The organism is Candidatus Binataceae bacterium (genome assembly GCA_035500095.1).
Taxonomy (GTDB): domain Bacteria; phylum Desulfobacterota; class Binatia; order Binatales; family Binataceae; genus JAKAVN01.
Window position 1 is genome coordinate 1 of sequence record DATJXN010000127.1, and the last position, 9,410, is coordinate 9,410.

At 64.2% G+C, this 9,410-nt stretch carries 10 protein-coding genes; 1 reads left to right on the forward strand and 9 read right to left on the reverse strand.

Annotated elements, in window-relative coordinates; translation table 11 throughout:
• Positions 1 to 212: 212 nt before the first annotated feature.
• From VMI09_13250 to rpmE, 9 genes are all read right to left on the reverse strand, one after another.
• Entirely contained in the window at positions 213 to 782 is a 570-nt protein-coding gene (locus VMI09_13250) for a hypothetical protein (GenBank protein ID HTQ25653.1), read from the reverse strand.
• A 54-nt stretch (positions 783 to 836) separates the two neighbouring features.
• Positions 837 to 1,871, reverse strand: coding sequence for a TadE family protein (locus VMI09_13255; protein HTQ25654.1), 1,035 nt, complete (start codon positions 1,869 to 1,871; stop codon positions 837 to 839).
• Between the two features lie 270 nt (positions 1,872 to 2,141).
• Complete coding sequence (gene hisA / locus VMI09_13260) at positions 2,142 to 2,876, reverse strand: 1-(5-phosphoribosyl)-5-[(5-phosphoribosylamino)methylideneamino]imidazole-4-carboxamide isomerase (protein ID HTQ25655.1); 735 nt, start codon at positions 2,874 to 2,876, stop codon at positions 2,142 to 2,144.
• 6 nt (positions 2,877 to 2,882) lie between these two features.
• Complete coding sequence (hisB, locus tag VMI09_13265) at positions 2,883 to 3,536, reverse strand: imidazoleglycerol-phosphate dehydratase HisB (GenBank protein HTQ25656.1); 654 nt, start codon at positions 3,534 to 3,536, stop codon at positions 2,883 to 2,885.
• 82 nt (positions 3,537 to 3,618) lie between these two features.
• Entirely contained in the window at positions 3,619 to 4,944 is a 1,326-nt protein-coding gene (gene hisD / locus VMI09_13270; protein ID HTQ25657.1) for a histidinol dehydrogenase, read from the reverse strand.
• A gap of 3 nt (positions 4,945 to 4,947) precedes the next feature.
• A complete protein-coding gene (gene murA, locus VMI09_13275) occupies positions 4,948 to 6,216 on the reverse strand; it encodes a UDP-N-acetylglucosamine 1-carboxyvinyltransferase (protein ID HTQ25658.1) in 1,269 nt (422 codons plus the stop codon).
• Between the two features lie 149 nt (positions 6,217 to 6,365).
• Positions 6,366 to 7,256: a peptide chain release factor N(5)-glutamine methyltransferase gene (gene prmC, locus VMI09_13280; GenBank protein ID HTQ25659.1), complete on the reverse strand. Its 891-nt coding sequence runs from the start codon at positions 7,254 to 7,256 to the stop codon at positions 6,366 to 6,368.
• 5 nt (positions 7,257 to 7,261) lie between these two features.
• Complete coding sequence (prfA, locus tag VMI09_13285; protein HTQ25660.1) at positions 7,262 to 8,323, reverse strand: peptide chain release factor 1; 1,062 nt, start codon at positions 8,321 to 8,323, stop codon at positions 7,262 to 7,264.
• Between the two features lie 149 nt (positions 8,324 to 8,472).
• Positions 8,473 to 8,679, reverse strand: a complete 207-nt coding sequence (rpmE, locus tag VMI09_13290; protein ID HTQ25661.1) for a 50S ribosomal protein L31 — start codon at positions 8,677 to 8,679, stop codon at positions 8,473 to 8,475.
• A 174-nt stretch (positions 8,680 to 8,853) separates the two neighbouring features.
• Here rpmE and VMI09_13295 point away from each other — a divergent pair.
• Positions 8,854 to 9,410: hypothetical protein (locus VMI09_13295; GenBank protein HTQ25662.1), on the forward strand; the 557-nt coding region annotated here is incomplete at its 3' end.

Here is a 9,410-nt window from a genome sequence, read left to right on the forward strand (position 1 = left end):
TTCGTCGGCTCGCGGCTTTGCTCCACGCTTCCTCCAGACCCCATCTCACGATGACGCCTTTGCGCTTCGCTAGTGCTCGACGCGGCCTGCTCGCACAGAGGACTTCCACCTCTTAAGTCACGCGCCATGCTGGGCGCACAAAGCAAACGGCGCCGGACCGTCGGGCCCGGCGCCGTTTTGAAGGCGTTCTTTTAGGTTGCGGTGCTCCGACCCTACTGGGTCAGCATCGTCTGCTCGCTCGAAAGCGTCTTGGGGAACGGGATTCCCAGGAAATTAGGGTTAGTCTTCGAGGTCGTCAAGAAGAGAATGGGGCTCGTGTCCATGGTCAATGTAATCTGGACCTCAGTGCCGGGCGCCCTCTGGGCAGCGCAGGGCGTCGATGTCTTACCGCCAGCCGCAACGCAGTTCATCGCGACGCCAATTCCACCGGGCGGCGGGGAGCCGCAGTTGGTATTCCCGAAGCCAATCTTTCCCATATATCCCGACGCAATGCCGCTGACGCTCGAGTAGGGCGATACGCTGTTGCCCTTGATGAGAGTGGCCACATCGGCGCACTGCGGACTGTTGACCGGATTGCCGCTGGTGTCCTTAAGAGCGTTGTTAGTGGGACTCGTCGCCCAGCGTGCAACCTGGTAATTCAACTGGCCGAGCGCCATGTACTCGCGCCCAATAGCAGCCATCTGAATAGCGACGAACAGAATGATAAAAGTGACGAACGCGATGAACAAGAACTCGGTCATCGCCTGCCCCATGCGCCCGGGAGCAATGGCGCCTCTCTTCATCTAGGGATCTCCGCAAGAATCAAGAAGGTCTTTCAATAATCAGTCGCGCCGTTGCTAGTTGATCAGGATAGGCGGCGCCAGTGGACCGAGATTGGGGGCGCTGCTACTCCCTACAGCGCTGGGGCTAAGTGTCCGAATAAAGCAGCCCTCGATATCGGTCCCGGTACTGTTTTGCTCCAGGTAGATCTGTGCAAAAGCTTCGATCGGCATGCTGCAACTCCCGCCGTTGCATCCAGTGAAGTCAACCGCGGGCATGGTAACCAGGCACGGGTCATTGCTCGGAACCCCGCTCGTTCCACCGATGCCATTCGTGCCGCCGACCAATGCACCGTTTTGACAGGGATCTGTGGCGGCAGTAGTGGTCGCGCAAGAAGACAACCTTGCGTTGAGGCCCTTCTTCACCGGCCCGGAATTGCCCTTGTTACCGGGGGCTGAACCGACATCTTCGCTTATTGAAAAACTGCCCGAGGCGCCGTTTTGTATCGCACTTCCGAGCGCACTTGCGCCCTTTCCCTGGCCAAGATCGAGCCAGTCCCAATTGCCAGGCGCCAGACCGCCCACGAACTTCGAGCCGAACGAAGTCACCTGACCTGGGTCAAGATTGACCGTGCTGCATGGGCTGTTGCATTGAATACCGACGGGGAAAAGCCCACTGGTGACCGTTCCTATAGGGTCGACCGCCGCAGTCGCTTTCGCCGCGACGTTCGCCGTGTTAAGCCCGATCAATTTGCCGAAGTAGTATGGAACCGTACGCTTGATGCCGACGGAAACCTCCGTGTCGGTGACGTTCGTGAAGACGATTTTATCGACGAACCCGCCCGGATGCGTCGTCTCCGTGCACAAAGTCGGATAGGTGGCCGCGGGATCGTTGATCCCGTTTATGCAGGCATAGCCGTTGACGTAATTCACTACGGCCGGCTGAACAGTGGATGCAGAGCCGGCAACTCCCGTGAGCTGCGAGGCTCCCGCCAGCGCTGCCGCGTCAGCCGCCTTCTGTACCATCGACCAGTTGAAGTAGATAAGTGCGAAATCCACGCCGAGAGCCATCACTCCGAGCAGCACGGGCAGGACTATGGTGAAGACGGCCACAATCTGACCTTTCGAGTGCGGACCCCGTAATGCTTCGAAAGACGTTGAACAGCGAACTTAACCGGAAATGCTCCGATTTAGTTCTAATTCATCTATGTTATGCTTATGCATCCTGTACGTTTTACTGATCGGATGCAATACCTTTTCTGCCTATCGATGACGCTTTTCTTGTCAGACGAGCTAATCTGCTGATTTTTCGCGCATTTCTGAAAGCCAACACCGGCTAAAAAGAACCATTGACGCCCCACAGGTCTCAGATACTCCTTCGCGCTACGTCGTAGCGGCGATCGCCTGCGAAAGCGTGAAGCGACCTTCGTAAAGCGCCCGGCCCGTGATTGCGCCCGCTATTCCGCACCGAAACAGCCGGCTCAGTGCAATCAAGTCGTCGATTCGCGCAACCCCGCCCGACGCGATTACCGGCGCCTGCACGGACCGCCCGACCGACTCGTACATCTCGATGTCGACACCATTTTGCGTACCATCGCGTGATATGTCGGTCAAGACAATCCCCGCTACTCCAGCCTGCTGAAAGCGCTCTAAAGCGTCGGCCACGACAAGCTGACTTGTCTCGCGCCATCCTTTGATCGCCAGACACCCCTCACGCACGTCAATCGAGCCGAAGACGCGCCCGGGATGCTCCCGGCAGACCTCTTTGAACATCGGCGGATTCAATATCGCGGCCGATCCGATCGACACGTAGTCCGCTCCGGCCGCGATAGCCGCTCGCACCGATTCGGCCGTCCTTAACCCGCCGCTTACATCGATCGCGCAGCCGACCGCGGAGCGGATCGCGCGGATCGAGTCCAGGTTCCGCGGTGCGCCGGCAATCGCGCCGTCGAGGTCCACGACGTGGATTATCCGGGCGCCCTCGCGCTCGAAGCCGTGCGCGACCGCCGCCGGGTCGCTGCCATAGACCGTCGCGCGGTCCATATCGCCACGCAACAGGCGCACGACTTCGCCGCCCTTGAGATCGATCGAAGGAATTATGGTGAACTGTTCGAACAAGCGTCTTTACGAAAGCGTACCCTTGGTCGAGAGCGCGGCGCCGCCCGAGCGCGGCTCGCGCGCCGTCGCCTGGTCCATCGCCCGTGCGAGCGCCTTGAACGCGGCCTCGATCACGTGATGAGGGTTGCGCCCGCCGATCAGCGTCAGGTGCAGGTTCATCCCGACCTCATCGCTGAAGGCTTTCATGAAGTCGTGGACCAGTTCGGTCTGGAAGTTTCCCACGCGCTCCTGCGCGATCGGCACGTTGTAGGCGAGGTAACTGCGGCCGCTGATGTCCACCACCGCCGAACAGAGGGCCTCGTCCAGCGGCACCATCGCCTCGCCGAAGCGGCGGATACCCGCGCGATCGCCCAGCGCCTGGCGAAAGACGCGTCCGAGCACGATCCCGACGTCCTCGACCGTGTGATGCTCGTCGATATGGAGATCGCCGCGCGCCCGAACCTCGAGATCGAAGAAGCCGTGGCGCGCGAAACTCTCCAGCATATGGTCGAGAAACGGAACACCGGTTGCAATCGCGCCGCGGCCGCCGCCGTCGAGATTGAGTACGGCCTTGACCTCGGTCTCGCGCGTCTTGCGCTCGACCGCGGCCGAACGGGCGGCCGGCTTGCCGGCAGGCGCAACCTTAAGGCGCGGAGCCTTCAGCTGAGATTTGCTGGCCATGTCTGGCTGAACATATTACCTGTCGCGCGAGCTTTGCGTAACCGGTTCCCGGGCATTTTTGGTCCCGGTTCTTACCGCCATCTTATCGCCGTCCCGCGGCGCGCGCGCCCCTGCGCTCCAGGCGCAGCTCGACGGCCCGCGCATGACCCTCGAAACCTTCCATCCGCGCAAGCCGCACGACCGCGGGCCCAAGTTTCTCGATCGCTCGCGCCGAGGCTTCGATCGTGCTGGTGCGCGCGACAAAGTCGTATGCGCCGAGCGGCGAGGCGAAACGCGCGGCGCCGCCCGTGGGCAGCACGTGATTCGGCCCGGCGAGATAGTCGCCGAGCGGCGCGGGGCTATGCTCGCCGACGAACACCGCTCCGGCCGCGCGCACACGCCTTGACCATCGCGGTGCATCTTTGAGGTCAAGTTCGAGATGCTCGGGGGCGATCCGGTTGGCCAGCGCGAACGCCTCCTCGAGGCTATCGACCACGACCAGCGCGCCGCGCCGGTTGAACACGCGCCTGACCACGGCCGCACGCGGCAGATCGGCAAGCGCTTTTTCGATCGCGGCGGCAACGCGCTCGGCCGTGGCGCGCGAGGGCGTCAGCAGCACGGCGGCCTCGTCGCCTGAGCCGTGCTCGGCTTGGGCGATAAGGTCGGCCGCGACCCAATCGGCGCGCGCGCTTTGGTCCGCGATCACCAGCACTTCGCTCGGTCCCGCCATTTTGTCTATATCGACCGCGCCGTAGACCATCCGTTTGGCGGTCTGCACCCATGCATTGCCGGGGCCGACGATTTTATCGACCGCGCCGATAGTCCGCGTGCCGTAGGCGAGCGCGGCGACCGCCTGCGCGCCGCCTACGCGATAAAACTCGTCCACGCCGGCGATCGCGGCGGCGGCCAGCACCGCGGCCGAGTCGCCCGCGGGCGACGGCGGCGATACCATCACGATTTCATCCACGCCTGCGACGCGCGCCGGAATCGCGTTCATCAGGACAGTCGAAGGATAAGCGCCCTGCCCTCCCGGAACGTAGATTCCGACCCGCGCAAGCGGCCGCACCGTCTGGCCGAGACGCATGCCCGAAGCGTCGCGATAGTGGAACGAGCGGCCGAGCGTACGGCGATGGAACTCGCGAATTCGCCGCGCCGCTAGCTCGAGCGCGCGGCGTTCGGCGGGCGCGAGCGCGCGCCGCGCGGCTTCCATCTCCGCAGGCCGCACCCGCAACCGTGCGGGCGTAAGCCTGACCCGATCGAAGCGGGCGCTGAATTCCAGCAGCGCGCGATCTCCGCGCCGGCGCACGGCGGCGATTATCTTCGCCACCGCCGCGTCGATCGATGCGCCGTCGGTCCCGCGCCGGCGGAGCATCGCGTCGAGAAAGCGGCGAAAGGCAGCGCTGTGCGAGTTCAGGATTGCGAGGCTCATCGTTTATGCGGCTTCCTCTTCGCTGACCCGCTCGACTCTTGCGCCCAGCGCCGCGAGCTTGGCGTCGAGCGCCTCGTAGCCGCGGTCGAGATGATACACGCGGCTTAGCTCGGTGTGGTTCTCGGCGGCGAGGCCGGCCAGGATGAGCCCCATGCTCGCACGCAGATCGGTCGCCATCACCGGCGCGCCGCAGAGCGCGGAGGGACCGCGCACCACCGCGGTCGGCCCCTTCATCACGATATCGGCGCCCATGCGCATCAGCTCGAGCGCATGCATGAAGCGGTTTTCGAAGATGGTTTCCGTGATGACCGACGTTCCGGCGGCCTGAGTCAGAAGCGCCATCATCTGCGCCTGCAGGTCGGTGGGAAATCCGGGATACGGAAGGGTGCGCAATTCGACCGGACAAAGCGCCCCCGTGCGCGTAACCCGCAACCCGTCCGCCACCCGCTCGACCGTCACGCCGGCCTCGCCGAGCTTGGCGATGACAGCCTCCAGATGGCAGAGCGGCGCACCGCGAACGATCACGTCGCCACCGGTTATTGCCGCCGCGATCATCAGCGAACCGGCCTCGATACGATCGGGAATCACGCTATGCTCGGCGCCGCTCAGGCGTTCGACGCCTTCGATCTCGATTACATGGCTGCCGGCGCCGGAGATATGCGCGCCCATCGCCGACAGCATCCGTGCGAGATCCTGCACTTCGGGTTCGCGGGCGGCGTTTTCAATCAAAGTGCGGCCGGGCGCGCGCACCGCGGCCATCATGATGTTCTCGGTTGCGCCGACCGACGGCGAGTCGAGCCATACGCGCGCACCGCGCAGGCTCGCGGCATGCGCCTCGACATAGCCGTGGCGCATCTGCAGCCGCGCTCCGAGCATCCGCATCCCCGCGATATGCAGGTTGATCGGACGCGCACCGATCGCACATCCGCCCGGCGTGGAAACCCGCGCTCGTCCGGCGCGCGCGAGCAGCGGCCCCAGCACCAGGAACGAGGCGCGCATGGTCTTGACCAGGTCGTAGGGAGCCTCGTGCGAAGCGATCGTGCGCGCGCGCAATTCGACCTCATGATCGCCCGCCCAGCGCGACTCGACACCGAGGCGGCCGAGCAGTTCGATCGAAGTCCGCACGTCGCGCAGCCGCGGCACGTTTCGGATCAGTACCGGTTCGTCGGTCAGCAATGCGGCCATCAGACACGGCAGGGCGGCGTTCTTGCTGCCCGAAAGGTCCACCGTGCCGCGAAGCGGCGCGCCGCCGCGGATTATCATCTTGTCCATGTAAAGATGCGGTTCTGCCCCCGAACCGTGCGAGTGCGAATCCTGACTCGCGCGCGCGTTCGCATCCGGCGCGGTTTATTTTAGAGCGCCAGTATAGGGAGTGCGGCGGCAATGTGCGACAAAAGGTCCGCGGCCGCCGCGCAAGAAAATCACGCCGCGCGGAGCGCGCGCACGACGCGATCGACGCCCGCCAGGTCGCGGAGCCGCTTCGTCGCGGAGCATCCCGCTCCGTGCATCATCGCCGCCACCGCGCCAGCCTGGTCCGCCCCGATTTCAAGTATCACTTCACCCCCGGGCGCAAGCCATCGCGCAAGACCCGCCGCGATCCTGCGATAGAAGTCCATCCCGTCGCTTCCGCCCTCCAGTGCGATCCCCGGCTCGAAGTCGCGCACCTCGGGCTCAAGCGCCGCAATCTCGGAGCGGGCGATATAGGGAGGGTTCGAAACGATCAGATCGAATGGCGTCCCGTCGGCATCGAGCGCGGAGAAACAATCGCCCTCAAGAAAGGCGATTCGATGGTCACATCGATGGCGCGCCGCATTTCCAGCGGCAATCTCAAGTGATACTTTAGATATATCCACGGCGATGATTCGCGCCTCAGGCGCGTTGGCGGCAATCGCGATTGCGATCGCTCCAGACCCCGTGCCGATATCGAGCACGTAAGCGGCCGGGTGCGTGCGCAGGAAATCCAGCGCAGCTTCGACCGCGGTCTCGGTCTCGGGGCGCGGAATGAGCACGCCGGGACGAACCATTAAGTCAAGGGAGAAGAACTCGCGGCGGCCGACGATATAGGCGAGCGGCTCGCGCGCCGCGCGCCGCGTGACCATCGCCTCGAAGCGGTCCAACACGTCGGCGTCGATCCGCGCCGCGTTTGCGATAACGGCGGCGCGCGACACGCCGGCCGCCGCCGCCAGCAGCAACTCCGCATCGAGCCGCGCACTTTGAACTCCGGCCCTGGCAAGGCGCGCGCGCGCATCCGCCATCGCCGCCGCGGCCGCACGGGCCGCGGGAGCTTGTTCGGCGGTACCTTCGGAATTCATCGGGCTCAGGCGCTGAGCGCCTCGGCCTGCTCGCGCGTCGCCAGCGCATCGATGAGCGGATCGAGCGCGCCGTCGAGCACCTGGTCGAGTTGATGGAGCGTCAGGTTGACGCGATGGTCGGTCACGCGAGATTGAGGGAAGTTGTAGGTGCGGATGCGTTCCGAGCGGTCGCCGGTGCCAACCATCGATTTGCGCGTCGCCGCCATCTTGGCGTCCTGCTCGGCCTGCGCCGCCTCGAGCAGGCGCGAGCGCAGAATTTTGAGTGCACGGGCCTTGTTCTTGTGCTGCGATTTCTCGTCGCGGCAGACGATTACCATCCCGGTCGGGATGTGCGTGATGCGCACGGCAGAATCGGTGGTGTTGACGCTCTGGCCGCCCGGCCCCGACGCGCGCATCACGTCGATGCGCAGGTCTTTCTCCTCGTTGATGTTGACCTCGACATCGTCAGCCTCGGGCATCACCGCGACCGTCACCGCGGAGGTGTGGATGCGGCCCGAGGCTTCGGTGGCCGGCACGCGCTGCACGCGATGGACTCCGCCCTCGAACTTGAGCCGGCTGTAGGCGCCGCGGCCCGCGATGAGCGCGATCACTTCCTTGATTCCGCCAAGGCCGGTCGTGCTGAGGCTGAGCGGCTCGACCTTCCATCGATGGCGCTCCGCGTAGCGCGTGTACATCCGGTATAGGTCGCCCGCGAACAGGGAGGCTTCGTCGCCGCCCGTCCCGGCGCGAATTTCCAGCATGACGTTGCGCTCGTCGTTGGGATCACGTGGCGTGATCAGCGTCTTGATCCGCTCTTCCAGGTCGGCCTGGCGCTTTTGCAGCGCTGGCAGCTCCGCCTTCGCCAGCTCACGCAGGTCCTCGTCGTCGCCCTCGAGGACGGCGCGATGATCGGTAATCTCGTCGAGCGTGTGGCGGTATTCGCGGATCGCTCCGATCACTTCGGTGAGAGATGAGCGCTCGCGGGCAAGCGCGGCATATTCGCGATTGTTGGAGATTACCGCCGGATCGCTGAGGCGCCGCTCCAGTTCGGCGAAGTGCTCCTCGATTCCCTTGAGCTTGTCGAGCATCGGCACCTGGTTCGCGCAGGCGCCCGGTTGGACGCCGCGCGGTGGCAAAAATTTAGCGCGGCTACCGTCAGTCGGCCAGCCGCGCTACTTCAAAACCGATCCCCCGCCCGCCCGGACGCATCGCAGGGCGTCACGGGCAGCGGAGGTTGCTATGCTACTTTACGGCCGTACTTGCGATTGAACCGCTCGATCCGTCCGGCCGTGTCCACCAGCCGCTGAGTGCCGGTGTAGAAGGGATGGCAATTCGAGCAAACCTCGACCTGCAGCTCGTTGACCGTCGAACGCGTCTCGAACGTATTGCCGCATGCGCAGGTAACTACGCATCGATGGTATTCAGGATGAATTCCCGTTTTCATTGGTGTCCTTCTTGCTCCGAGATTCTATCTCAGCCGGCGGGACCGTTCAATTCGCCTCAAATTCTGCCGATAGAACTTCTAAATCGTCGGCTTTTACCCTTAAATCCTCGGCTTTTACCCTCGCCCGCCGTTTGACCTTTGCAGTCAACATAACCACGAACCGGCGGGTTGTCATTGTCCGCCTGGCGCCAGGATATTAAACTGCGGGGTTTGCAGTGCAGCGAGCGCAGCGCCCGTAAAGGGGAGTTCTTGCGTTTTTCCGGGCAGGGATGGTTCATGCGATACGGCGTACGATACGGTTGGACGCGCAAAGTCGGCGCCGGCGGGCGCGCGAGGACGATTTTCAGCGCCCTTAGCGGCGCAGCGATGCTCGGCGCGACGCTGCTCGCCGCTTTGACGGCGGGATGTTCTTCGCAGGCATCGTCCGCCGCCTCCCCTCCTTCCACCGCTCTCTCCTCCGCGTCCCGGTCGCCGTATCCTCCCCAAGCCGCCGGCTCGCCTCAAGTCATCACCAATCTGTCCCAGCTATCGTCCGCCGAAACCGACACCGCCTCGCTCAACACGGCGGCAAAGGTACTGAAGACCGCCCCAGCCAAGGACGAAGCCGCCGTGGCGCGCGGGCTGGGCCGGGACTCGCCTTCGACGCTGCGCCGGCTCTTCCTGGATCACCCTGAATCGCCGCGTTACGCCGAGACCATGATCCCGCACACCCAGATACGCGTGCTGAATGC